The following is a 23672-nucleotide window of genomic DNA, read 5'->3' as shown; positions in this document are numbered from 1 at the left end:
TGTGGATAAAAGCTTATAAACCTACAAAACTCACGTTTTGTAGAAGAAGTAGAAGAATATATCAGTCGATATTAGCACCCAAAGCTAAAAGTTTGCCTCTAAAATCTGCATATCCTCGATCAATTAGCGAAATTCCGCGCACATTCGACGGACCTTGAGCAGTAAGAGCTGCAATTAAATGACTAAAGCCTCCGCGCAAATCAGGTACGTCAATATCTTGACCAGTCAACGGAGTAGGCCCGAAAATAACTGCAGAATGCTTGTAATTGCGCTGCTGGAACCTGCAAGGAAGCGAACCTAAGCATTCACGATAAAGCTGAATCATAGCTCCCATTTGCACAAGTGGCTTCGTGAAGCCAAAACGATTTTCATAAACAGTTTCATGCACAATACTCAAGCCCTTCGCTTGAGTAAGCGCAACAACAAGAGGCTGCTGCCAATCAGTCATAAAACCAGGATGTACATCGGTTTCAATAGCAACAGGATGCAAATCCCCACCCGGATGCCAAAAACGAATTCCTTTATCTGTAACATCAAACTGTCCGCCAACTTTACGGAACACGTTTAAGAAAGTCATCATTTCTGGCTGAGTTGCGCCCTTAATAAACACATCTCCGTGTGTTGCAAGAGCAGCAGAAGCCCAAGAAGCTGCTTCAATGCGATCAGTTAATGACGTATGAGTGTATCCTTGAAGCTCTTTTACTCCTTCAATACGGAAAGTACGGTCAACGTCTACAGAAATAATCGCACCCATCTTTTGCAAAACGGCTACCAAATCCATGATTTCTGGCTCAATTGCAGCTCCGGAAAGCTCTGTACGACCTTCTGCAAGAACCGCTGCAAGCAAAGTCTGCTCGGTTGCACCGACAGAAGGATAAGGCAAATGAATTTTAGTGCCATGTAAGCCATTAGGTGCAGTAATATGAATACCATCCTCATGATCTTTATCTACATTTGCACCAAGTTTACGCAACGTCTCAAGATGAAAATCAATTGGACGACCACCAATATTGCATCCTCCAAGCGCAGGAATAAACGCTTCCCCAAGACGATGAAGAAGAGGACCAGAGAAAAGAATTGGAATACGAGACGAACCAGAAAGAGTGTCGACGTCAGCTACATCTGCGAGCTGCACTTTTGTGGCATCAATCGTCACAATGCCTTCAGGTCCATTAACCTCAACGTCAACACCATGCAAACGCAACAGATCAGAAACTACATGAACATCGCGAATTTCAGGAACGTTTTTTAGAACAGACTTACCTGGTGCCAACAAAGCTGCAACCATAGCTTTGCTAACAAAGTTTTTTGCGCCACGCACTTTAATAGTGCCATTAAGCGGCTTACCACCTTCTACATGCAACACATCTGCAGCGTCAATGCCACTATTGTTGTTCTGTTCAGCCGTATTGTGTGCGGACACATTTACCTCTTTCGTTCGCGCTAAAACACTATTCACTATAATACCGGCATATTTGCCAACGCGCTCATGCAATCTATTAAAACTGATTAAATTAGCGCGTAGATCGTTGACGCCATCGACGAATCAATCTAGTAAGCAATGATGGTTTACGCAATAAATCTACTTCTGGCAATTCATGCTCAGACTCAGCTGTAAGAGCATAAGTATAGGCTTTTTTGGAAGAAGGTTTGCCAACAAGATTCCCAAATTCAAGCATTTGCGTACGCGGTTCAAACGGATGACGAATATCAAATTCGAGCAAGCGCACGCCTCTTTTAGCAGGTTCAGGACCGTAAGATCCAAAACCACATGTAGGAGTAGCAACAAATAGCATATTACTCTCGGGATCTTTAGCTGCGAAAGAATTGCGGTGATCGTGACCGGCAATTAGCGCAAAAGCTCCGGCATCAAGCAAAGCAGCATATTCGCCACTATCGACGTCAGGGCAGCTAATTCCTTCACCTAAATACCCATCTGGCAGAACATGTTTTTCGTCAAGAGCATAATAGCGGCCAGCAAAAGTACGATACCCCTCGATAGCATGTTCGCGCGCAGCAAGTTCTTGCGGAACTTCGCGAAGAACACGATAATATTGCGGCAATGGAAAATGCTGAAAAACACAAATATGCTCAGGCAAATAAGAAGAAAGACCAGAAATAAACTCGATAGTTTTTTTAGAAGGGCTACCATAGCCGCCTGATTTAGCATAATCTCCAGAATCAACTAAAACTATTGAAAAAACAACCTTTTCATGCTTTTCATCCATAACAGGCAAGGCAAAAGTACCAGGCTCGCATGTAAAAATAATCTGCTTTGGCAACACACATTTTGTCGATTGCATAGCACTTGCAGAAGATGTACTAGAAGCACTACGATTCATGCAACATGGAAAATCTTGATATATCTTATCAAGCTCTTCATTATTTAGACCGCACTGGAAATCATGATTACCATAAGTAACAACCCATGGAATACTGCGATCTTCTAGTGGCTTCATTAACTTAGCAACGAATTCGTGCACTTTATCAACCAATTGCTTCTTATCAGAAGACGAAATATTGGAAGATTCCTGCCAGCGTCTACGCTGAAAAGTTTTTGCAAATACTTTTTCATAACCTGCAATCTGGTTTCCGCTAAAAACTACAAGATCTGGTCGCACAGCATCGCAAGCAGAAGCAATAAGTCGAATGGTGTCTTGTGAAATACGTAACCCATCTTGAACATCTGCACACTGAAGCACTCGGAATTTACCAGAAAGATGGAACTGCAAACGTCCTAAACGCGCCGAAACAGATAAAGGAAGTGCCGCAGATGCATTAGCTTCGGATTGTGCAGAATCAGTCATACTTTAAGCATACGGCAGATATGCCGCGACTCACTCAATTTTGTTCGCAAGTTTACATAAATTATTTACATTCAAAAATACTAAATTAAGCAAATACTGATAAGAAATAACCCAAAAGCGATAAAAACGTGCAATTTCAGTAAAATAGTTACAAATTCACAGACAATTCACAGGTAATCGCATTACTGCACTCAGCATAAGGTGGTTATTATATATACATCAAAAGGAAATAAACTACAAGCAAGTAGTTGAATTTGACTTTAATAACTTAAACCTCTCTTCTTCTCTTCTTTCTCTAACCCCGGTCACGCACCGGGGTTTTTGATTTTAAGGCTGCATAAGAAGCGTGCGGCAAGCGTAGTAAACGGGATAAGCGTGTACAAGCGCGGTAAACGGCAAAAACTGAGCACGCATGTAAAGAAACTGTCGTTTCATCACCTTAATCCGACCAAAACTTTACAGCCGCGTAAAGAAAAGGTCGCGCGCTGAGGCAAATCGCAGGAATACAGATAGATAACAAAAAAGCCCTCGTTCTACGAGAGCTATTCGCTGGGGTACCTGGACTCGAACCAAGAATGGATGAACCAGAATCACCTGTGTTGCCAATTACACCATACCCCAATTGGCAGGCTTCGCGGCTCTTGGGACCGTTCCGTCTTCGTACCCCCGACCGGATTTGAACCGGTGTTGGCGCCGTGAGAGGGCGTAGTCCTAGACCGCTAGACGACGGGGGCTTTCATTTATCAGCTACGCCTCTTGACGCAACAAATAGCGACTTTACAACATAACAACTCAATACGCAACCGCGGCGTGTCGAAAATATATTAAACGAAACATAAAACAAATAACAAGGTGGAAACGTGGCAATAGTGCCACGTTCCCACCTTGTTCAAATTTTATTTGAGCTTATAAATTATTGGTGATTTACAAATGCTCACGCAATCCAGCTAAACGCGCCAAAGTCACGTCTTTGCCCACGATTTCCATGGACTCAAACAGTGGCGGAGAAACGCGACGGCCAGAAAGTGCAACTCGCACAGGACCAAATGCCAAGCGCGGCTTGTAACCAGCTTCCTCAACAAGCTTCTTATTCAAAAGCTCATGCAAGGAATCAGTGTGCCAATCAGCGACATCAACACCCTTCAAAGCAGCGAGCGCAGCGTCAAGAACCTCGCCTGCAGATTCCTTCAACTGTTTACGAGCGTCGTCATCTGGAGCAATGTAGCCATCTTCGCTTAACAGGCTTCCAACCATTCCAGCGACTTCACCAAGCAAACGCACGCGAGGCTGTACAAGAGGAGCTGCAGCTGTGAGTACTTCACGCTCGCGGTCAGTTAACGCATCCCAATTATCTGCGCTAACTACGCCATCCTTATGCAAGTAAGGCACAGAACGATTCAAGAAATCTTGCGGATCGAGCATACGAATATGCTCAGCGTTGATGGAAATCGCCTTGTCTAAGTCAAAGTGTGCAGGATTTGCCTTAACGTCTCGCACATCGAACTTTTCAATCATTTCGTCCATAGTGAACACGTCACGATCAGGAGCGATCGACCAGCCAAGCAAAGCCAAGTAGTTCAGTAAGCCTTCTGGAATAAATCCGTTATCTCTATGCAAGAACAAGTTGGACTCAGGGTCTCTCTTGGAAAGCTTCTTCTTACCTTCGCCCATAACGTAAGGCATATGGCCGTAAAGTGGAGTTTCCTTAGCAATGCCCATCTCCATAAGGTAACGGTAAAGCACAATCTGACGAGGCGTGGAGCTAAGAATATCTTCACCGCGCAAAACAACGTTCACATCCATTAACGCATCGTCAACAGGGTTTGTAAGCGTATAAAGTGGATCGCCATTCGGGCGCACAATCACATAATCTGGAACAGATCCAGCTTTAAAGGTGATTTCGCCACGAATTAAATCGTTAAAAGTAATGTCTTCATTTGGCATCTTCAAGCGAAGTGCAGGTTTGCGACCTTCGTCGCGGAAAGCTTGCTTCTGTTCTTCCGTAAGATTGCGATCGTAGCCATCGTAACCAAATTCAGCAGGACGACCAGCAGCAATATTACGCTCCTTAATTTCTTCAGGAGTAGAGAAGGATTCATAAGCGTATCCTGCTTCAAAAAGCTTTTGTGCTACGTCTTTATAAATTTCCATGCGCTGGGACTGGCGATACGGTCCGTTATCTCCACCAACATCAATGCCCTCGTCCCAATCAATATTGAGCCAACGAAGAGCCTCAATAATCTGCTGGTAGCTTTCCTCACTATCGCGCTCATTATCGGTATCTTCAATACGGAACAGCAATTTGCCGTGAGTATGGCGAGCCTCCGCCCAGTTAAATAGCGCGGTACGAACCATACCTACGTGAGGTGTACCGGTTGGCGAAGGGCAAAAACGCACGCGAACATTCTTTGGAAGTTCAGGCTTTGCGGATTTTGTTGCATTATTAGCAACTTCTTGAGTTTCCTCGATATCAGTCATAGGTTCCATTGTGCCGCGCGTTACGGACGTGCAGCATTCGCATCAAACATAAGTCAACCTAAAAACTAATCAAGCGCCTGCGTAGATTCTTTATTACCCTCAACGTGCGCAAACTTCGCAGCAAGAGCCTCGCGGGACTTTCTATCATCCTCTTCTTTTGCGAGCTTCTTCGCAACTTCAGGATCCCACAGCACGTCTTCACGATGCTTTTCCCACTCTGAAATAAGCAGCGGCGAAATAAAATTGACCAACGCACTTATATCACAATTACACTTATCACTAGAATTGCGCACACAATCAACAATCTCACGCCATTGAGCATCCTTGAACATCATTCGCGGCAAACCAGCACACTCACATATTTCGTTAATATATAAGAAGATTGGTAAAGTTTCGCAAATCTCGTTAGTTTTTTTAATTAGATTTGTTAGTAAGCTTAAAACTACAATAATTTTTTGCGTTTCCAATGATTTATTTTCATAACAAGAAACCATTTGTTTCGCATAATTAATTGCAAAGTCGATATTGTTAATACTCCAATTACCTTCAACATTTAACGTATCGGCTGCTGCATTTATTGCATTAGAATCTTCGGCAGAATGAGATGCAATCTTACTAAAAATAGAATTTATATTATTACTATTTTCTAGTATTTCTTCTTCTGCTTCATCATAGTTAGGCTCATAGCATGAATCCATATTGTCGTAAGCATCGGCGGCAGCAAGTAGCGCGTCTACTATTTCTTGCGGACGTCCAGGAATTTCATCCGCGCCTTCATACACAAATTCAGCATCCGGAACGGTAACGTCAAGATTCGTGAGTATTCGCGCTATTGCTCGCATTGAGCGCACCTCAAGATTTTCCGCATATTTTGCGTCGTTATCTAAGTGTCGCGCTTCCGTCAATGGCCATAATTCTGTTAGTTTTGCGGCAGATTGCGCTGCATCATTCAGCATTAGCATACTTTTTTCATTATTTTTAATATCTTCAGAATCTTTGACAGAATCAACAGAATTAACCATTTCAATGCTCCTTCGCATTATATGTTACTTACTTCACTCGCCCAGCAGGATCAACATACGTAATTGAAAGCACACGCAAAGTCTCACAATCGTAAGTAATAGAAGTAATCGAAGCTAAAGCCGTGTGACGAAGAAGCATATTATGTTCAGCGTGACCGGTTTCCAGTAGGTGTCTATAAGACCAGATTGGCGACTCATGAGTAACTGCAACGATTTGCTCACCAGGATGCTTACGAACCTGCTCGCGCGCAAAATCACCAACGCGAGTAGCAATACTGCGGTAGCTTTCTCCCCAACTTGGCTTCCACAAATTCGCAACAAGCTTCCAATTGTCGTTTTTCCACAGCGCGCCTTCACCGTAGCCTATGCGTTTTCCGCGGAAATTATTTCCAGCTTCAATTAAGCGTTTATCTAAAATAATGTCGCTTTCTTGAGATTGCGCAGAATCTTCATCACAGTGCGCTTTTACATAGGAAGAATCTGCAATCTTGCGCAAAGCATTTTCGATTTCACGCGCTGTTTCACGAGTCCGCTCAAGAGGAGACGAATAAATTGCAGTAATTCCGCGCATTTGCGGAACAGTGGCAATATATTTTGCTGTAGCTTGCGCCATCCTCACTCCGCGAGCCGAAAGATGAAATCCAGGAAGACGCTCATACAACACGTGATTTGGATTATCAACTTCTCCATGACGCACAAAATGAATTGTCGTAGCTGGCATTGCGTTCTACTTTCTGTTTAAAACATTAAAACAATTACTTGCGGTTTTTTGTATGATTAAGCGACCACATTCCCAAGCGGTGAGCAAAACTAGTATCTTCTTGCGCAACATACCCAGGCTGTTGAGATTTAGTATCATCGAGCAGCCACTTTCGTATAACAAAATTCCACACAGCAACAACAACAGTAGCTACAAGTTTTCCTATATTTGTGCGCAAAACGTATACTGCAGATCCGCGTAAAGTTTCAGCCATTCCTAACGTACTAGCCCAAATAATCAAATCGTTTATAAGCAAACCTATGACTGCGGAAATAACAAAAATCAGAAGCTCCATCCACTTTGCCATATCTTCACGATGTTTAAAGACGTATTTCATACTGGCAATATAGTTGAAGATAAGTGAGATTACGAAAGAAATCGTACCCGCAACCACATTATTTAAGTGCGCAAGCATTAATAAATTGAGTAGCGCAACGTCAATAATAAGGGCAATAATGCCCACAATTCCAAACTTTACAACCTGTTCAATAAGCTTTTTCATAATATCCATTAAACACGCGGCTGCTAACAAATAACATATAATTGTTACGTAATAAAGCTTACTAAATTTAGCAAAGGAGCGATTATGCCAGTTATTCATACTCATGTTTCTGTAAGCACAACACCTGCCCAGCGTGACGCATTAAAAACTGCTTATGGCAAAGCAATTAGCGCAGTTCCAGGAAAAAGCGAGCATTGGCTCATGTGCCCATTCGAGGACAATATGCCGATTTATTTTGCAGGAGACGATTCCAAGCCTGCAGCTTACGTTGAGGTGAACGTGTTTGGTTCCAGCGTGCCAGGGTCTGCTTGGGAAAAGTTAACTGAGCAGATTATGGCAGCTTTAGAGCGAGAGCTTGGGATTCCACAGGATCGCACTTATATTCGTTACACTGCAACTACTGACTGGGGTTGGAACGGCGGCAACTTCTAGTCAAAACTGCAAAATATATTAAGCCAATTACTTCTTAAGAGGAGCTGCCCCAACCGATTCACGCACGATGAGGGCAGTTCCTAGTTTTTTATGCGAAACAGGCAAAGCTTCTTCATCAAAGCGTATTTGATCAATCAAACTTTCTGCAGCCAAACGTCCTTTTGAAGTAATTGGCTGATGAACCGTAGTTAATCGTGGCGTACAAATTGTAGACAAAGGCAAATCATCATAACCAGTAATGGAAAGGTCCTCAGGCACACGTAGCCCTTGTTGTTGAGCTGCTCCAAGCACGCCTAGCGCAATAATGTCGCTAAACGACACAATCGCAGTAGGTCTGTATTCGAGATTAGTATCATTCCACATTTTATTGAAAACATCAGTGCCACCCTGATATGTGCAGGGCGTTTCTATAACGGTAATTTCTTTATCTTCCGGCGATAAGTTATGCTTTTTAAGCGCGCGCACAACACTTGCCATGCGCCTACCAACTATTCCTTGCCACCCAGGATAATCAGTATGCGATTTCGTTTCAATTGCCGCAATACCAATATTTCTATGACCTAAATCAATAAGTCGATCTACTAAATCTTCAAAATCATGCTCATCGTCAACTTCTACAGTCGGAACGTTAATAGGTTGAGCAGGATCCACAATCACTACAGGAACATGCTTATTCAAAATTTCAACAACTTCTGCACGTTCAGCTTCCAAGCCGCAAATTATAAAACCACTTACTGCAGCTGTAGGAATAGCTTTTAACATTGAACCTCTCAGCGGAGGAACAAGCATCAAAGTGTAGCCTTCCGACTGGCAAACCTGCCCAATGCCCTGAATCAAAAGTGAATAATAGGGATTTTGCAAAATCGTATCAATACCTTGCGGCAGCAACAAGCCCAAAGCATTCGAAGAATTCGTACGCAATGCTCTAGCTGTTGCACTTCGCACATATCCCATTTCTTCAGCAGTTTGCATAATATGTTCAACCGTCGCCTCAGATAGTTTTGACGGATCATTATATGCAAAAGATACTGCAGACTTGGAAACATTAGCTTTTTCTGCAACATCCTTAATAGTCACTCTACGAACATTCATAGCTTCCCCACTGCTTCACCTTCATACAATATAATGGATTTTTCTCCCATACGGTATTGCTTACCTATTATACTTGGCACACCAAATAGCGAACGATCCATACGCACCGGCAAATCATCACAATTGATGTAAGCTCCAGATCCGCGATGCACTAAACATAAGCATGCACGCCCCGAAGGTAAGTTGCGCGTAATACACACAGTATGTTTACCTAAAGCAGCTACATGCTGCCTGCCATATTGGAGAGCAGCATTTTCTCTACGTAGACGCATTAATTTGCAAACTGTTTTACGAACAGATAAATTCCAAGCATTCTCATTCCAAATCATAGGAGCGCGGCAACCCGGATCATTTTCTCCTTCCATACCATTTTCATCGCCGTAATACACCATAGGAGCACCATCAGCAGCGAATAACAGCGCATAAGCTAAATTCTCAGCGTCTTCAGCAGACGTATCCCAAGCATATTCATGAGCTTTTGTACGCGTAAGCAATCGCTCAGTATCGTGACTCCCAAGCAAATTCAACATACAAGAACGATGTTCTTCTGGAATATCGTTATACAAAGCATTCATACCATCTGCAAAATCATAAGCATCCAACGTTTCATCAGCGCAAAAACCTAGGACTAAATCACGAACTGTATAATTCATGGTTCCATCCATAAGTTCCGGAGTAAGCCATTGAGAAGGGTTACGCCATTCTTCAGCTACTAAGTATTTATCATCCCCAAAAGATTTCACTACTTTATGGAAACCCTTCCAAAATGTTTTATTGACGAAATATGGAACATCTAAACGCCAGCCATCAATACCACGATTTAACCAATATTTAGCAACGTTATAGTGATGTCTACGCACTTCTGGATTATATACATTCCATTTTGGTAAATAGTAACAGCCGGAACATGTTTTATAATTCGGTTCCGGATGAGACACTACAGGAAAGCCCTCTACCGAAAACCAATTAACATATTGCGATTGTTCGCCGTTACGTACAACATCTTGAAACGCCCAGTGGCCTATTCCACAATGATTGAATACACCATCTAAAACTACACGAATCTGCAATTCATGAGCACGCTTAATAAACTCATCAAAATCTGCGTCATTACCAAGACGTGAATCAATTTTGAAATAATCAGTGGCATCATAGCGATGATTCGTATCCGCTTGGAAAATTGGAGTAAGATACAAAGCATTGACACCCATATCCGCAAGATATGACAGATGCTCACTGATCCCTTGCAAATCACCACCGAAAAAATTGTCCCTAGTTGGAGATTTATCCCATGATTCTACAGGATTAGGGTTAATAGAGGCATTTGCATTTGCGAAACGCTCCGGAAAAATCTGATAAAATACACTTGATTTTACCCATTCAGGTTGCATGACTTGTTCCTAACAAATAGTAAATTTTACAAATTGTAAACGTCTTAGCACTTCTTCAATCTTTAAGACCTGTAGAAGCGATTCCTCGTTCAAGAGCTTTTTGGAAGAAGAAGAAAATAATAATTGATGGCAAAGTTGACGTCAAAGTTCCAGCCATTAAATAGTTCCATGACGTACCATAACGTCCAACAAAACCACTCAAGCCGATTTGAATAGTACGCATTTCTTCTGCATTTGTAACCAACAGAGGCCACAGAAAATCATTCCATGCAAATAGGAATGAGAATACACCAAGAGTTGCAAGAGCTGGCTTAGAAAGCGGCAGAATAACTTTAATAAAAATACCAAGGCTTGAACATCCGTCAATTCTTGCAGCCTCATCTAGCTCACGCGGGATAGTAGTAAAATGTTGGCGTAGCAAAATAATGCCAAATACATCAGCCAAACGCGGAACTGTTAAAGCTGCCATAGTATCAATCCAACGCAACTGAGCGATAATACCGTACATAGGTATAACTGTTACGAAAGCAGGAACCATGAAAGCAGAAAGTAGCAGCACGAATAATATTTTCTTTCCAGGAAACTCTAATCGCGCAAAAGCAAAAGCTGCCATAGCATCAAACGCAAGGTGACCAACTACAATAATTGCCGACATGATCAAGCTATTAATATAATAGTTTGCAAACGGAGCGCTTTGCCACGCATGCAGATAATTTTCCCAATGCCATGATGTTGGAATCACTGACTGAACGGCATACGTTTCGGCTTTTGTTTGCAACGACGTTGTAAACATCCACATAAATGGGATAAGTACCGAAGCTGCACCGATAATGAGTACAATATGCCGAGCAAGATGCAACGAACGCAATCTCGTAAAAACCTTACTTATTTTCTGCATTACTTACCTTCCATTGCACAAGAGTTACGATAAGAACTAACACCAGCGACGCTATAGCAATTGCCGTACCATAACCGAAATTGCCTAACCTAAATGCTTGACGATACATAAACATTCCTAGTACGTCAGTGCCACCTCGAGGACCGCCTTCAGTAAACACATAAATTAAATCAAATGATTGGAAACTACTAATCAGCGCTTGCACAACCACAAAGAATGTCATTGGTCTAAGCAGAGGAACTGTAATATAACGCAGCTGTTGCCAGCTCGTAGCACCATCAAGACTTGCAGCTTCATAAGTCGACTTAGAAAGAGATTGCAAAGCAGTCAAATATAGAATGATATTAAAACCTAAGTTCTTCCAAACTGTAAGGAGTGTAGTAGCAAGTAATGCTAGCCACTTGTTGTGGAGCCAGTCGGGTCCTGCAATACCTAGGGATGAGAGTACAGAATTTACAAGACCCGATGGATCCAACATATATTTCCACACAATTGCTACAGCCACCGAGGAGGTAACGACAGGAAGGAAATATATAGTGCGATACAATCCGCGAGCGCGAATTGGCGCATCTAGTAATACCGCAAAAAGCAACCCCGAAACAACCGATAGCACAGCTACACCAAATGCATAGATAACAGTCACGGTTAAACTATTCCAAAATTCTGGATCTTGAGATAGTTTCACATAATTCTTCAATCCAATAAAATCTGGATTTACAGAAAACCCGTTCCAATTTGTTAAGCTCGTATAAGCTGCAGAAATAATTGGATAAAAAGTGAAGATGACGAGAATCACTAATCCAGGAAGCAACAATCCCCATGCTGTGAGAATTTGCTCCCATTTACCTACAGTTTTACGACTATCACGAATCAGCTTACCATTACTAGCCTTTGCTTCTGCATTAGCAGCTGACTTGTTCTTTTTCAACTGTACTATCGGATTACGCATGATTACTTACCTTGCGATATTACTTCGTTGACTGCTTTTTCTGCATTCTTTAATGCAGTTCCAACATTTACTTCGCCAGAAAATGCTTTTTCCATTTCCTTTGCGAATGCCAACGAAATCTGTGGATATAGTTTGGTGTTTGGACGAGTATGAGCAGTTGCCATTTGTTCAATATATGGAAGTAAGCGAGGCTCTTTCTTTTCAACCCATGAACGATACTCTGCATTGTTAGCAGCACTCTTTGTCGCAGGCAGGAAACCAGTAGATTCACACCAATCAAGCACTTGCTTGTCCTGCAAGAACCAAGTCACAAATTCAGCAGCAGCTTTTACTTTTGCATCATCATTGTTAAACAACATGGCTTGTTCTCCGCCAAGATTAGTAGATGGTTTACCACCTTCAGGAGTTGGTAAAGGAGCTGCAGCAAAATCAAATGGAGGATCCGCTGCCCAAATACCTACCATCCAAGAACCTTCCTGCGCAGAACCACCTTTACCTTTTTCAAACTTGCCCCATCCAGCATATGGGCTCACTCCACTTTTAATAAGATCCATCCAGAAATTGGCAGCTTTCTTACCTGCAGGAGTGTTAAAAGCAGCAGCAGAGTTATCTTTCTTTAAGAATTCACCCCCAGCTTGCCAAAGATTGACTTGGAAGTTCCAGGTAAGAGCCTCACCGCTGTCTCCTGCTTCGGTTGGCAAATCGTATCCTGGAAGACCAGTCTTATCTTTGATTTGCTTTGCCATTTGCTTTAATTCAGCCCAAGTTTTTGGCGGCTTATCTGGATCTAAACCAGCCTTCTTAAATATTGTGCGATTGTACATATAAGCAAGATTATTGGCTGACATTGGAACGGATACTAAGCGACCATCAATTGACCCAAAATTCTTTAATGCAGGGTTAATATTGTCAATTACTTCAGGCTTGAGAAGCTTTTTTAAGTCTGCAGACTTACCAATTTGTGCCATTTGAGGCATCCAAATCAAATCACCTATGGCCATATCAGGCAAAGTATTTGACGTAGCAGATGCGCGTAATTTTGTTAAGAAATCAGCATTAGGAACATTTGTAGTTTTAATCTCAATGTTCTTGTGCGAAGCATTAAATGCTTTTACTTTTTTATCGAAGGCATCTGCATTAGCGCCATCCCAATAATGCCAAACAGAAACGGTTGTTTTACCTTGAGCATTACTCGTGGAGCTTGTGCCGCCACCACATGCGGTAAGCGAAAGCGCAGCAACGAGCATCACAGAGATTGCTCCAAACTTTTTTAGTTTCAACATCGTTGTTCTTCCTTAGAAATATTTAGAGAAACTTAAAGGTTCTTGGGCATACCGCCCAATGCACCATTTGATATATAGCAACGCCAGACTTCTGCCGCAAACAGCGTCGTTTACTCCTTTCACTCATGAACAACCATTTTGCTAATGCCTCAGCGCCGAGCACTAGACGTGTGCCTTTTCGTATCTTGCTTTACTGGCTAAGCGAGAATTACTTTTAGATTGCACATTATTTTGTTCGTTATTGAAATATACTAAATCGTTCCAATAAATAAGTCAAGCGTGCGTTTTATATAAAATTCGCCATACTTTGCTACGAAAAATTACGCAACAAAATATGGCGGTTTATTTAGCTTATACGGTTATTTCATGATTTTCTAATTTTGCTCGCAAAACTGAGAATCAATGGAAGCATATGAATCATTTTCGCTAGCAACACTGCCTTCAAGATCTGGACCAGCAGCTAGACGAGCCACCTCTTCCATGTCCTTGTTTTCAAATAAAACCATGCGGACATAGCCAACAACAAATCCAACAACAGCAGGGCAAACCCAAGCCATGCCAAATTCCGAGAACGGCAACCAGTTTTGAGCAACCACCAACATATCGTTCATATGCAATGCGTTGCGCAAAGCTGTTGGCAAACTATTCAAAAAGTCAAATACAGCTGCAACACCAGTAAAACCAAGTGTCCAAGCGTACACGACTTTGGAATTTCCAAAAAGTCGACCGCACAAAGCCAAAAGAATCAATACGATTGACAGTGGATACAAGAACATCAATACTGGAACTGCATATTCGATGATTGTGCTCAAACCAAAGTTTGCAAGACCAAACGAAACAAGCGTAATCAACACAGACCAAACGCGATAGCTAGGGCCCTTAGGGAATAACTTAGAGAAGGTTTCCGAGCAGCTTACAATTAAACCAACTGCCGTCTTTAAGCATGCAAGAGTAACAGTTGCAGCAAGAACAAGCAAACCAACGTTTCCAAGATGGTAGCGTGCAACTTGCGCCAAAGTTACGCCACCGTTTTCAGCAGGCTTAAACAGTGCACGGCTACGCACACCGACAACAACAATTGCGACGTAAATCAACGCCATAAGCAAGCAGCTAAAGAATCCAGATCGCACAGTATTCACTGCCACATCTTTAGGGTCTTTTACGCCAAAGGATCGAATAGTACTAACAACTATAATGCCAAAAGCCAAGCTAGCTAAAGCATCCATTGTATTGTAGCCATCTAAGAATCCTGTAAAGAATGATTCATTAACATACTTCCCTATAGGAGCAGCATCCGCAGAAGCGCCGCTTACAGGAGAAAACAGTGCAGTAAATACCAGAATACCTAAGAAAACCAGGAATATCGGCGTAAGAACTTTACCAACCCATGTAAGTATTCCGCTAGGCTTCATAGCAAAGAAGAATGCTAACGCGAAGAAAACCACAGAGAACAAGAACAAATACAATTGACCGTTTCCGTCTTGTGGAACGACGCGCTCCAAACCAACAGTGTACGAAGTTGTTGCGCAGCGAGGAATTGCAAAGAATGGTCCGATTGTTAAATACAGCACACAAGTAAAGAACATGCCGTATTTTTTGCTCGGCTTACTAGAAAGTTCAAAAAGACCGTTTGCGCGACTCATCGCAAGAGCCGTAACACCAAGCAATGGCAAACCAACGCCGGTAATAATAAAGCCTAATGCTGCAGGAGCGGAATTGTTTCCTGCATTAGCTCCAAGGAACACAGGGAAAATCAGGTTTCCTGCGCCAAAGAACATACCAAACAACATGACCGCCACGTACGCGGACTCAATAATGGTCAAGTTCCTTTTTTTCGGGGCACTATCTGTGTTGACACTTTGTGTTGTGACGCTCATGCTTACACCTCCCATAAGGATAAATTTGTATTTATATACTATTCAGCTAAATCTCTTACTTTGTAATTTTGTGGATTTAAAGCGAAAATAATATTAGAGGGTATATTAATAAATTGCATGTACTTAATCGATAGAAACTTATAATTCGTGCGTGTCTCTAATAAAAAATAAAAAGGACGCTGGCAAACTACCAACGTCCTATGTAATCAAAAATGCTCTATAGCTTTGCTCTAAATCTTATATAAAATAAGCAAAATCACATCTTTTCCGGAGCAGAAACTCCAAGCAAATCAAGACCAGTTGCAATAACTGTGCGCACAGCAGCGTTAAGCTTTAAGCGAGCTGCAGCACGAGCTGGCTCTGGGCACTTTGCAATGCGCTGAGATTCACGATCGGCTTCTGGCAAACGATTTTCAGGGTCGGTTAACTCCATTGGCACAACGCGCTCAAGGTTGTACCACTTGTGATAGCTTGCAGCCAAATCCTCAAGATAATGCGCAACTCTGTGTGGAGCGCGCAAATCGCCAGCTTGAGCCAAAGCAGCAGGCCATTGAGCCAAAGCAGCCAACACTTCGCCGTCAGCCTCGGTATTAAGCAAGCTTAAATCAGCACCATCTTGCGTAATTCCAGCGTCCGCAGCATTGCGAGCCACATTGCAGCTGCGTGCGTGCGCGTATTGCACGTAATACACAGGATTATCGTTGCTGTGAGAAGCAAGCAAATCCAAATCAATATCAACACTTGTATTGTAATCTGTGCGAGCAAGCGAGTAGCGCGAAGCATCAACACCAATTGCATCAACTAAATCGTCAATCGTAATAACGTTTCCTGCGCGCTTGCTCATGCGTACAGGCTTGCCATCTTTCATAACGTTTACAAGCTGACCAATAAGAATCTGCATGTTTTCGCCTGGCTTGTCTCCAAAAGCCGCGCACATTGCCATCATTCTGCCAATATAGCCGTGATGATCCGCACCAAGCATGTAAATCGCTACGTCCGCAGGATTCTGTTCGCGATGGCGCTTGTTGCGATAGTACGCAATATCTGCAGCAAAGTAAGCGTAATTGCCGTCAGACTTAATAATTACGCGATCTTTGTCGTCGCCATGCTTAGTGGATTCGAACCAAGTTGCGCCATCTTTTTCAAAAATGTCTCCGCGAGAACGCAAATCTGCAATAGCACGCTCAACTTCGCCATCCTCGTACAGGCTGTTTTCGTGGAACCACACGTCGAAATCAACACGAAAATCGCGCATGGACTTACGGATTTCGGCAAACATCATTGGCACTGCGCGCTTGCGGAACTCTTCGCGCTGCTCGGAATCGCCTTCGCCAAGAGGCAAACCTTCCTCGTCTTTTCCAAGATCAATTCTTGGCAAAGAAAAAACATCAACGCCGTCTGCTTGCGCATCTTTTATAACAGCGTCTGCGATTTCGTTAATATACGCGCCTTTGTAACCATCTGCAGGCGTTTCTTCGCCATGAGCTGCAGCAACTAAAGACTTTGCAAAACGGTTAATTTGCTCGCCATGATCGTTGAAGTAGTATTCACGCACAACTTTTGCGCCGTTCGCTTCCAAGACTCGAGCCATGGAATCACCAACTGCAGCCCAGCGAGTTCCACCAATGTGGATTGGACCAGTTGGGTTTGCGGAAACAAACTCAAGATTCAAAGTTTTGCCGCTTAAGTGCGTATTTTTGCCAAAATCAGCACCTTGCTTTAAGACCTCGTCTACGACTGCCGCTGCAGAAGCAGAATCAAGCGTTATGTTAATAAAGCCAGGACCTGCAACTTCTACAGACGCAATACCTTCCGCTTCTTGCAAACTCTCAGCAAAAAGCTCGGCTAAATCACTAGGCTTCATACCAGCTTTTTTAGCAAGCTGCATAGCAACATTCGTAGCCCAATCACCGTGTGCGCGATCCTTTGGTCGCATAACTGCAAGTTTTTCGGCAGCAGGAATCAAATCTTCTGTTAGACTGCCAGCTTTACCGCTTGCTACTAAATCTTTAGCAATTTTTTCAATTAATTCACTTAAGCTTTCTGGATTCATGGTTTACAGTCTAGCGTTACCGCGCGATGCTTCGCGATTACAATACACAAAAAGCGCTGGAGTCGAAGATTGACTTCCAGCGCTTTTGTTTTGCGATTAATTATTTTCGATTACTTGCAACTACTTACAGCTACTTCTTTTTTGCAGGAGCTTCGCCGAGTTCGCTTTGAGCAACAGAAACGTTTACGTTAGCTGCATCAGATTCCGCGGAATCAGATGCAGAATCAGAAGAATCTCCAGCAACTGCTGCCTTAACAGCGTTAAGATTTACTTCTCCAGTAACGCGTCCAGCTTCAGCAACGTCATCCAAAGTCTCCTCGACAGCCTTGTAAGCATTTTCTGCTACGTTCAAAGTCACTTGCAAAATAGGAGTCTTCATAGAAACTTTTGCTTCAGACTTAATCTTGCGCAAAGTAGCCAAAGCTTCACCCGCGTAAGCCAAAGTATCTGCAGAAACACCGTTTGCAGCAGCCTCATACGCCTTAGCGCATGGCCAGCTAGCACGATGCACAGAGCCTTCGCCGTCATGCATCCAGCTCCACACTTCTTCAGTAGCGTAAGGCAAGTAAGGAGCAAGCAAGCGAGCCAAAGCATCGAGTGCAAGGCCAAGAGTTGTGCGAGCAGACTTTACAGCAGCTTCGCTTGGAGTGCGTCCAGTTGATTCTGCAGTACCGTAAGCGCGATTCTTTGCAAGCTCAATATAGTCGTCGCAGAACTCCCAGAAGAATGTTTCGATTGCTTCCAAAGCCTTGGAATGCTCGTAAGATTCAAGCGCATCAGTTGCGGTACGAATAACGGATGCGAGCTTTGCCATAACAGAGCGATCCAAAACTTCCGTAACGTCTGCAAAATCCCAATCCGCACTAGCAGGCTCAAGAACCTGATGCTCATCATCTTCACGACCAATTGCGAGCGCAAACTTAGTAGCATTCAAAAGCTTAATAGCTAAGCGTCGGCCAATCTTCATTTGGCCTTCGTCGTAAGTTGCATCCAAGCCAAGTTTTGCTGAAGTTGCCCAGTAGCGCACAGCATCAGCACCAAACTCTTCGATTGGCTTATTTGGCACAACCACGTTGCCTTTAGATTTAGACATCTTCTTATGGTCAGGATCAAGAATCCAGCCAGAAAGTGCAGCATGCTTCCAAGGCAAGCAGCCGTTTTCAAGATGTGCGCGATCAACAGTACTAAACAGCCAAGTACGAATAATATCCTGGCCTTGTGGACGCAAATCCATTGGGAAAGTAGCCTTAAACAGAGCTTGATTTTCCTCACCTGGCTCTTCCCAACGAGTCACGATTTGTGGAGTTAAGGAAGATGTAGCCCAAGTGTCCATAATGTCTTGCTCAGCAGTAAAGCCATTTGGCTGGTTACGCTGAGATTCATCGAATCCTTCTGGAACGTCAATAGTTGGATCGATTGGCAAACGATCTTCGCTAGGCGTCAAAGGATGCTCGTAATCCACCTCCCCATTTTCGTTTACTGGATACCAAAGTGGGAATGGCACACCGAAGAAGCGCTGGCGAGAGATAAGCCAGTCACCATTCAAGCCGTGAACCCAATTCTCATAGCGCACGCGCATAAAGTCTGGGTGGAAGTTAAGTTCCTTGCCGCGCTCAATAAGCTCAGTGTTTAGCTTTTCGTCTGTGCCACCGTTCTTTAAATACCACTGGCGAGAAGTGACGATTTCCAAAGGCTTATCGCCCTTTTCGTAGAAGTTCGTCATACGCTTTGTTGGCTTTGGATCGCCTTCCATATCTCCAGCTGCTTGCAAAGCTTCAACAACTTCCTTACGAGCAGAGAACGTGGTTTTGCCAGCAATTTTCTCGAACATTTCGCGACCGGACTCATCCGTAATCCAATCAGGAGTCGTCATAACAATGCGACCGTTACGCTGAATAATCGGCCGAGTTGGCAAATTCAAATCGCGCCACCACTCAACGTCTGTTACGTCACCGAAAGTGCAGCACATTGCAATGCCAGCACCCTTGTCCATTTGAGCAGCAGAATGCGCCAAAATCGGAACCTTCACCTTGAACAGTGGCGAATAAACTTCCTGACCAAAGTACTTCTTGTAACGCTCATCTTCTGGATTTGCAATTAAAGAAGTGCATGCAGCAAGCAATTCTGGGCGCGTAGTTTCAATATAAATTGGCGTACCATCTTCAAAACGGAACGCAATCTTATGGTAGAAACCAGGATATTCGCGCGATTCAAGCTCAGCCTGAGCAACAGCAGTCTGGAAAGTCACATCCCACAATCCCGGAGCATCTTTTTGATAAGCTTCTCCGCGAGCAAGATTGCGAAGGAACGCTTTTTGTGCAACTCGACGAGGCTGCTCACCAATCGTGTGGTAAGTTTGCGACCAGTCTACAGAAAGACCAAGCCTGCGCCACAATGCTTCAAAAAGCTTCTCATCTTGAGAAGTCAAGCGCTCACAAAGCTCAATAAAGTTCTGCCTGCTTACAGGAACCTGATCTTTAGCTTCAATTTTCTTGCCTTCAGTGCCTTCAAAAGGCGGCTTAAAATCAGGGTCATACTTCAACGAAGTATCCACTCGCACACCGTAATAGTTTTGTACGCGGCGCTCTGTTGGCAAGCCATTATCATCCCAACCCATTGGGTAGAACACGTCAAAGCCTTGCATGCGCTTATATCGCGCAATGACATCCGTATGCGTGTAAGAGAATACGTGACCTACGTGCAAGTGGCCACTAACGGTTGGAGGTGGAGTATCGATAGAATATACGGCCTTACGGTCGCGAGAATTATGGAATGCGTAAGTTTTAGCTTCGTCCCAATTGCTACGCCACTTGTCTTCAAGACCATCAACGCCAACTTTGTTAGGAAGAGGCGTTAAATGTGCGTGCTTTACTGTGTTATTATCCTGTTCACTCATGAACTGAATATTAGAAACTCAGCGCGACAACGCAAATCTTACGCTTTTCTATTTCACCACTACGCTCTGCAATGGCAGAAGCTGATCCGTCATATTTTTCGTATAGCCGCTTACATTAGACTTTACAGCCATAATGCTCTTTCGAGCATATAACCAGTGAGCTGCAGCATTATTGCTTACTTCGCGCGCATATGCACGAGCATTTGCCTCATATTCGTTTGCATTCTTAGAATGAACCGCATCGGCCCAAGCTTGTTGAGCACGCGCGTCTTGCAAAACGAACGGAGAACCGCTTTCTGCAAACATGCCTTCATCTAAAGTACGATTGCTCGTAGTAAGCGCAAGATCATACTTACCTTCACTAATACGCTTACGCATAGTTTGTTGATCAACTTCTTCAAGATTGACCTTAAAACCACTCACGGAACTAATCTGTTTTGAAAGCTCGCGCCCAACTCCACCTTCGCCCTGTGGAACAAGAAAATTGATAGTTCCTAAATAGCTTGCGCTAAAGTAATGGAACAAGGGAGCAGCTTTGCCTGGATTATAAGGATACAATCCATTTAAATCTTCATAACCAGTTGAAAGAGGATCAATAGGTCCTCCTACTGGAACACCACCATTGCCATCAGCTGCAAGTACAGTTTGCGCATTCAAAGCGTATCTCGCAGCTTTACGAGCCTGCTCATCGCAGAAAATCGATGAAACTGTTGTATTTATTGCAATAAATCGCACTCTTGTGCTCTGACCCTCTACCATTTGCGTATTAGCAACAGCAGCAAGACGCTTATTTTCGTTACCTTCAAGCGGAACTGCCATTTGAATATTGCCCTTTTCCATTGCCTCAGCTAGAGCAGTATCGCTATTGAAATATTGCAAAGTAATACTTGCACAAGAAGCAGGGGTTCCCCAATATTTATCGTTGCGAAGTAATACTAAAGAATTGCCTTTATTGTAGTCACTTACAGTGAAAGGACCTGTGCCAAGAGCAGCACTTGCATAGTCGATCATCGATTTTGTGTCATAGACAATGCCAACACGTCCAGCAAGACGACGTAGGAGTAAAGCATCTGGATTATTAAGTGTAATTACTAAAGTGTAATCATCCGGATTATTAACAGTTTTAATATTTGTAAGTGCGCTATAACCAGGATAATTATTTGTGATGCCTTGTTTCAAAGATTGTAATACGGAATTCGAAGTCATCTCACTACCGTTAGAGAAACGCACACCTTGACGCAAATTAAAACGATATGTTAAGCCGTCTTTCGAAATATCCCATGACTTCGCGAGACCTGGTTGCAAACTATTATCATCGCCACGTTTAACAAGAGTTTCGTAAACATTACCAATTAAAGCTTGCTGTAAAGCGTCACTGTCGTCGTTTCTAATATCAAGAGATTCAGGAGCAGTACGTAAACCAACTTTTAGCACTGAGTTACTAGCTGGATGCATTATTGCAGCAAAAGGCGAATGACCCTGGTATATTTGCCATCCACACCACAAAATGCCGCTCATTATTACAGACACAACTACAAACACAACCCATGGCATCCAGTCTGCATTAGTGCGAGCATGAGCTGACCTGGAAGTGCGATACGCATATTTGCCTGTTCTTGACATAACCTACAGTCTATATCAATATCTGAATTGGAAACAACACGCTTTAAATAATTGCCGACGGACATGTTGTATTTAAAGGGCATGAAACACATTTTGGATTCCGAGCAGTGCAAATTTTTCTGCCATGCAAAATAAGTCTATGAGAAAGATTAGTCCACTCTTTAGGAGCAAAATAAGCAGTTATTTCGCGCTCAATAGCAACAGGATTTGGACGATTCTGAACCTTACGCCAACCAAGACGACCTGTAACACGTATTACGTGAGTATCTACAGGAAACCCCGGTAATCCAAATGCGTTGCCAAGAACAACATTGGCAGTTTTACGACCAACACCCGGCAACGATATTAAATCTTCCATATTTGATGGCACTATACCAGAAAAATTATTAAGCAAACATGCAGATAATGAAATAATATTCTGTGCTTTTACTCTATAAAATCCGAGAGGGTAAATAATTGACTCAACTTGAGATACAGGAGCAGCAGCTAAGGAACTCGCGTTGGGAAAAATAGAAAAGAGTTCAGGCGTCACGATATTCACGCGCTTATCCGTAGTTTGCGCGCTTAATACAGTAGCGATTAGTAGCTCAAATGGATTTTTGAAATTTAATGCACACTTCGGCTCCGGTATTTCTTTGCACAATAAATCGTACTCTGCATAAATACGAACTAATTTCGCTTGTTTTGATTCTCGCATATTAGAGCTTCGATAAATCATTATTGCGCAGACTGCTTATCTGCATCATTTTCAGAATCATCTTCAACACTGCTTTCGGAAATTTCGCTATTCTCATCAGACTCCGAAGGATCAAAGCGATAGCCAACATTACGCACTGTGCCAATTAGATGTTCATATTCAACACCAAGTTTTGCACGAAGCCTACGAATATGAACGTCTACAGTACGAGTGCCACCGTAGTAGTCGTAACCCCATACTTCTTGCAACAAATGAGCACGAGTAAACACCCTGCGCGGATGCTGCACAAAGTATTTCAGCAATTCAAATTCTTTATAAGCTAAATCAACAGGATGACCATGCAAACTCACTGTGTAGCTACGCATATCTACAACAAGATCTCCAGAACGCATAGTTCCATTGTCTGAATTGAAAGAATCATCAATTTCAGAGCCTTGCGAATGCACAAACAAATCATCAGAAGATCCGTGTTGCAAAGAAGCCAAACGCAAACGACCCTCTACTTCTGCCGGAGAAGCATTAGTAAGCACAACATCAGAAATGTTCCACGAAGGATTTACTACAGTAAAACCACCCTCAGTTATAACTAATATGACAGGAACCGTAATATTTGCAACACGCAGAGAAGAACACATTGATTTAGCGAGAGCTAAATCCTCACGCGCATCAAGCAAAAGAATGGTTTGTGCGGGCAGTTTTGCCAAACTTGACGTATCCAAAGAAAGTAAACGCACTTTATGAGATAACAAAGTAAGTGAAGGTAAAACTGAAGAAGGAGAAGCACACGAAGTCATCAATGTGATATCAGTCATATGATGCCTCCAACAAACAATTGATGTAGTAGCAAATTCAGCCTTTACAGGAATTGTAAACCATACTGCGAAAAATAGCGACAACTGCAACACTTGCATC

Annotated in this window: 18 protein-coding genes and 2 tRNA genes; 1 reads left to right on the top strand and 19 read right to left on the bottom strand. The window is 43.0% G+C overall.

Annotated features, from left to right (window positions below; all coding sequences use genetic code 11):
- Positions 1–61: 61 nt before the first annotated feature.
- From murA to DOD25_RS06225, 8 genes are all read right to left on the bottom strand, one after another.
- Positions 62–1423 carry a UDP-N-acetylglucosamine 1-carboxyvinyltransferase gene (murA, locus tag DOD25_RS06260; protein WP_004109784.1) on the bottom strand — a complete coding sequence of 454 codons (1362 nt, stop codon included), beginning with the start codon at positions 1421–1423 and terminating at the stop codon, positions 62–64.
- Positions 1424–1514: 91 nt separating this feature from the next.
- Positions 1515–2807, bottom strand: coding sequence for a metallophosphoesterase (locus DOD25_RS06255; RefSeq protein WP_004105623.1), 1293 nt, complete (start codon positions 2805–2807; stop codon positions 1515–1517).
- 549 nt (positions 2808–3356) lie between these two features.
- A tRNA-Gln gene (locus DOD25_RS06250) sits at positions 3357–3428 on the bottom strand.
- Between the two features lie 40 nt (positions 3429–3468).
- Positions 3469–3541, bottom strand: a tRNA-Glu gene (locus DOD25_RS06245).
- A 190-nt stretch (positions 3542–3731) separates the two neighbouring features.
- The gene (gltX, locus tag DOD25_RS06240) at positions 3732–5294 is read right to left on the bottom strand and encodes a glutamate--tRNA ligase (RefSeq protein ID WP_112928867.1); all 1563 of its coding nucleotides are present in this window, start codon (positions 5292–5294) and stop codon (positions 3732–3734) included.
- Between the two features lie 56 nt (positions 5295–5350).
- Entirely contained in the window at positions 5351–6307 is a 957-nt protein-coding gene (locus DOD25_RS06235) for a hypothetical protein (protein ID WP_101892184.1), read from the bottom strand.
- 28 nt (positions 6308–6335) lie between these two features.
- On the bottom strand, positions 6336–7028 hold the full coding sequence (locus DOD25_RS06230) for a histidine phosphatase family protein (protein WP_064340644.1): 693 nt from the start codon (positions 7026–7028) through the stop codon (positions 6336–6338).
- Positions 7029–7062: 34 nt separating this feature from the next.
- Complete coding sequence (locus DOD25_RS06225; RefSeq protein ID WP_032835361.1) at positions 7063–7569, bottom strand: GtrA family protein; 507 nt, start codon at positions 7567–7569, stop codon at positions 7063–7065.
- 84 nt (positions 7570–7653) lie between these two features.
- Here DOD25_RS06225 and DOD25_RS06220 point away from each other — a divergent pair, with 84 nt between their 5' ends.
- Positions 7654–8001: a phenylpyruvate tautomerase MIF-related protein gene (locus DOD25_RS06220; RefSeq protein ID WP_064340643.1), complete on the top strand. Its 348-nt coding sequence runs from the start codon at positions 7654–7656 to the stop codon at positions 7999–8001.
- Between the two features lie 27 nt (positions 8002–8028).
- On the opposite strand, the gene DOD25_RS06215 is transcribed toward DOD25_RS06220, so the two are convergent.
- The 11 genes from DOD25_RS06215 to DOD25_RS06165 all read right to left on the bottom strand — a co-directional run bounded on the left by DOD25_RS06215 (position 8029) and on the right by DOD25_RS06165 (position 23572).
- Positions 8029–9093, bottom strand: a complete 1065-nt coding sequence (locus DOD25_RS06215; protein ID WP_032842347.1) for a LacI family DNA-binding transcriptional regulator — start codon at positions 9091–9093, stop codon at positions 8029–8031.
- Entirely contained in the window at positions 9090–10484 is a 1395-nt protein-coding gene (locus DOD25_RS06210) for a glycoside hydrolase family 13 protein (protein WP_004105641.1), read from the bottom strand. Before DOD25_RS06210 ends, DOD25_RS06215 begins: the two co-directional genes overlap by 4 nt.
- 55 nt (positions 10485–10539) lie before the next feature.
- Positions 10540–11382 carry a carbohydrate ABC transporter permease gene (locus tag DOD25_RS06205; RefSeq protein ID WP_050397215.1) on the bottom strand — a complete coding sequence of 281 codons (843 nt, stop codon included), beginning with the start codon at positions 11380–11382 and terminating at the stop codon, positions 10540–10542.
- A complete protein-coding gene (locus DOD25_RS06200; RefSeq protein ID WP_004105644.1) occupies positions 11366–12331 on the bottom strand; it encodes a carbohydrate ABC transporter permease in 966 nt (321 codons plus the stop codon). Before DOD25_RS06200 ends, DOD25_RS06205 begins: the two co-directional genes overlap by 17 nt.
- A gap of 2 nt (positions 12332–12333) precedes the next feature.
- Positions 12334–13614: an ABC transporter substrate-binding protein gene (locus DOD25_RS06195; RefSeq protein WP_004105646.1), complete on the bottom strand. Its 1281-nt coding sequence runs from the start codon at positions 13612–13614 to the stop codon at positions 12334–12336.
- 374 nt (positions 13615–13988) lie between these two features.
- Complete coding sequence (gene brnQ, locus DOD25_RS06190) at positions 13989–15491, bottom strand: branched-chain amino acid transport system II carrier protein (protein ID WP_112928866.1); 1503 nt, start codon at positions 15489–15491, stop codon at positions 13989–13991.
- 256 nt (positions 15492–15747) lie between these two features.
- Positions 15748–17544: an arginine--tRNA ligase gene (argS, locus tag DOD25_RS06185; RefSeq protein ID WP_112928865.1), complete on the bottom strand. Its 1797-nt coding sequence runs from the start codon at positions 17542–17544 to the stop codon at positions 15748–15750.
- Positions 17545–17674: 130 nt separating this feature from the next.
- The gene (gene valS, locus DOD25_RS06180) at positions 17675–20440 is read right to left on the bottom strand and encodes a valine--tRNA ligase (protein ID WP_112928864.1); all 2766 of its coding nucleotides are present in this window, start codon (positions 20438–20440) and stop codon (positions 17675–17677) included.
- Positions 20441–20488: 48 nt separating this feature from the next.
- Positions 20489–21994 (bottom strand): ABC transporter substrate-binding protein, encoded by a 1506-nt coding sequence (locus DOD25_RS06175; protein WP_174164407.1) that lies wholly within the window; start codon positions 21992–21994, stop codon positions 20489–20491.
- 112 nt (positions 21995–22106) lie between these two features.
- Entirely contained in the window at positions 22107–22760 is a 654-nt protein-coding gene (nth, locus tag DOD25_RS06170; RefSeq protein WP_196776781.1) for an endonuclease III, read from the bottom strand.
- 20 nt (positions 22761–22780) lie between these two features.
- Positions 22781–23572: a response regulator transcription factor gene (locus DOD25_RS06165; protein ID WP_032835323.1), complete on the bottom strand. Its 792-nt coding sequence runs from the start codon at positions 23570–23572 to the stop codon at positions 22781–22783.
- Positions 23573–23672: the final 100 nt, after the last annotated feature.

Source organism: Gardnerella leopoldii, assembly GCF_003293675.1.
Taxonomy (GTDB): domain Bacteria; phylum Actinomycetota; class Actinomycetes; order Actinomycetales; family Bifidobacteriaceae; genus Bifidobacterium; species Bifidobacterium leopoldii.
Note: the sequence above shows the minus strand (reverse complement) of the source record. Positions and strands in the feature narration are given on the sequence as shown.

Bases quoted from the DNA above. Each gene is read 5' to 3' on its own strand.
- DOD25_RS06255 (WP_004105623.1), bottom strand. From the start codon at position 2,807: ATGACTGATTCTGCACAATCCGAAGCTAATGCATCTGCGGCACTTCCT.
- gltX (WP_112928867.1), bottom strand. From the start codon at position 5,294: ATGGAACCTATGACTGATATCGAGGAAACTCAAGAAGTTGCTAATAAT.
- DOD25_RS06235 (WP_101892184.1), bottom strand. From the start codon at position 6,307: ATGGTTAATTCTGTTGATTCTGTCAAAGATTCTGAAGATATTAAAAAT.
- DOD25_RS06230 (WP_064340644.1), bottom strand. From the start codon at position 7,028: ATGCCAGCTACGACAATTCATTTTGTGCGTCATGGAGAAGTTGATAAT.
- DOD25_RS06225 (WP_032835361.1), bottom strand. From the start codon at position 7,569: ATGAAAAAGCTTATTGAACAGGTTGTAAAGTTTGGAATTGTGGGCATT.
- DOD25_RS06220 (WP_064340643.1), top strand. From the start codon at position 7,654: ATGCCAGTTATTCATACTCATGTTTCTGTAAGCACAACACCTGCCCAG.
- DOD25_RS06215 (WP_032842347.1), bottom strand. From the start codon at position 9,093: ATGAATGTTCGTAGAGTGACTATTAAGGATGTTGCAGAAAAAGCTAAT.
- DOD25_RS06210 (WP_004105641.1), bottom strand. From the start codon at position 10,484: ATGCAACCTGAATGGGTAAAATCAAGTGTATTTTATCAGATTTTTCCG.
- DOD25_RS06205 (WP_050397215.1), bottom strand. From the start codon at position 11,382: ATGCAGAAAATAAGTAAGGTTTTTACGAGATTGCGTTCGTTGCATCTT.
- DOD25_RS06200 (WP_004105644.1), bottom strand. From the start codon at position 12,331: ATGCGTAATCCGATAGTACAGTTGAAAAAGAACAAGTCAGCTGCTAAT.
- DOD25_RS06195 (WP_004105646.1), bottom strand. From the start codon at position 13,614: ATGTTGAAACTAAAAAAGTTTGGAGCAATCTCTGTGATGCTCGTTGCT.
- brnQ (WP_112928866.1), bottom strand. From the start codon at position 15,491: ATGAGCGTCACAACACAAAGTGTCAACACAGATAGTGCCCCGAAAAAA.
- argS (WP_112928865.1), bottom strand. From the start codon at position 17,544: ATGAATCCAGAAAGCTTAAGTGAATTAATTGAAAAAATTGCTAAAGAT.
- valS (WP_112928864.1), bottom strand. From the start codon at position 20,440: ATGAGTGAACAGGATAATAACACAGTAAAGCACGCACATTTAACGCCT.
- DOD25_RS06175 (WP_174164407.1), bottom strand. From the start codon at position 21,994: ATGCCATGGGTTGTGTTTGTAGTTGTGTCTGTAATAATGAGCGGCATT.
- nth (WP_196776781.1), bottom strand. From the start codon at position 22,760: ATGCGAGAATCAAAACAAGCGAAATTAGTTCGTATTTATGCAGAGTAC.
- DOD25_RS06165 (WP_032835323.1), bottom strand. From the start codon at position 23,572: ATGACTGATATCACATTGATGACTTCGTGTGCTTCTCCTTCTTCAGTT.